Origin of the sequence: Tahibacter aquaticus (assembly GCF_004363655.1) — a bacterium.
GTDB classification, from domain to species: Bacteria; Pseudomonadota; Gammaproteobacteria; order Xanthomonadales; family Rhodanobacteraceae; genus Tahibacter; species Tahibacter aquaticus.
Map to the genome: position 1 here is coordinate 1 of NZ_SNZH01000069.1, position 1,394 is coordinate 1,394.

Sequence of the window (1,394 nt, forward strand, 5' to 3'; positions counted from 1 at the left end):
TAGCAAGCCGCTACAGCGACGAGAACACAAGCAGCGGTGCGATTGATCGGCTCAATCGGGGCTGAGAGAAAGAGGTGATTCTCAACAGCCTGCTAGATGACGAATCGTCCGGGATACTTTGTAATTTGTGCCTCGCAGGTCAACCGTCGGTCCGCCGCACTTGAGAAGCCCGCTGCATGCGACTGTTGGAGAGGGGTTCCCGCCAACAGCAGGAAAAAGAATATCGCTTGCTGTTTCCCTATCATGCCCATCTTCTTTCTAACGAAAGATTGATTGGACATTTCCAGCTGCAATAATTCCCAAGAGCTCGTCCCTCTTCCCGATTGCCTCCTTGAACTCGGCCGGGGTAAGAAAAGCCTGCTGTACTACGCCCTCAAGTGCTTGACTGGCGCAGTGTCCCTGCGTAACGCACAGCCTGCGGACTTCCGCGCTGTCTGGCCCACAGGGATAACCGAGTGCACATGCGACAAATTTCCAAGCCCACCGGTCGACCTTACTTCCGGAAAATGGGCCGTACTCGTTTGCGCCGTCCTCTGTTTCGCCCATGACTTCGGACAAAGCCCAAATTGCCCAAGGGTCCCGCGATTCCACAATTTGCCGGATCATCGCTTTCGCGTCGTTTTCCGACATGGATTCCGGCGAATTCACCAGAGAAGTGGCGCGATTCGCCAGGTTTTCTGTCCGAAGCGCAACGTCAAATGATTCCAATACCTTCGTCCGAGTAACCTGGCCGCTCGCGATTAGCTGTCTGCAACGATGCTCACTTCGATTCAAGTGTCGAAGCATGTCGGCTTGCACCTCGGGTGGAAGCTCGTGTGCGCTAGCTCTGATCTTTCCGTACAGGGTCGGATCGGCAACCTGGGGAAAGCATTCGTCGAACGCCCGAGCCAGCATCCACTTAGCTTGCCAGTCGCCGCTTTGGGCAGCGGGAGATAATTGTTCGACGACTTGTGCAAGATCTTCCGAATTTTCATAGGCCAGCATCGGGCTGTGAGCGTCCAAAGATTTGCTCCCCGGCGACTGTTGTTTCATAGCCGGTGGGTGCGCTTGAGTCTCTGGTGTCGTGAGCGACGATGGACTCCGCACCGCTTCACGTTGAACAGCGGCTCCTGTGTCGTTTGCAGAGTGGTTGGTTTCCGTTCCGCTCCGGATGTGCCATGTCAATGCTGCACCAGCAGCTAGCGCAGTGATCGCCACGAGAACAAGTCGACTATTTCGCATGCCTGGTACTGCCTTGGTTTCCGGGAATTTCAGACCACGGGCTCAATGGCCGCGCCCCGACTTATTGGGGTGGGGACACTAGGGCCTGTTAACACATCCGAAGCCCATCAGCGATCAGAGCGAAGCTGATAAAGCCCAGGAACATCACGTCGAGCTTTTCGAATCGAGAGAAG

1 protein-coding gene is annotated in these 1,394 nt (G+C 55.5%); it reads right to left on the bottom strand.

Annotation, left to right across the window (positions count from 1 at the left end; translation table 11 throughout):
• Positions 1–258: 258 nt before the first annotated feature.
• Complete coding sequence (locus DFR29_RS28815) at positions 259–1,197, bottom strand: hypothetical protein (protein WP_133822079.1); 939 nt, start codon at positions 1,195–1,197, stop codon at positions 259–261.
• Positions 1,198–1,394 lie beyond the last annotated feature (197 nt).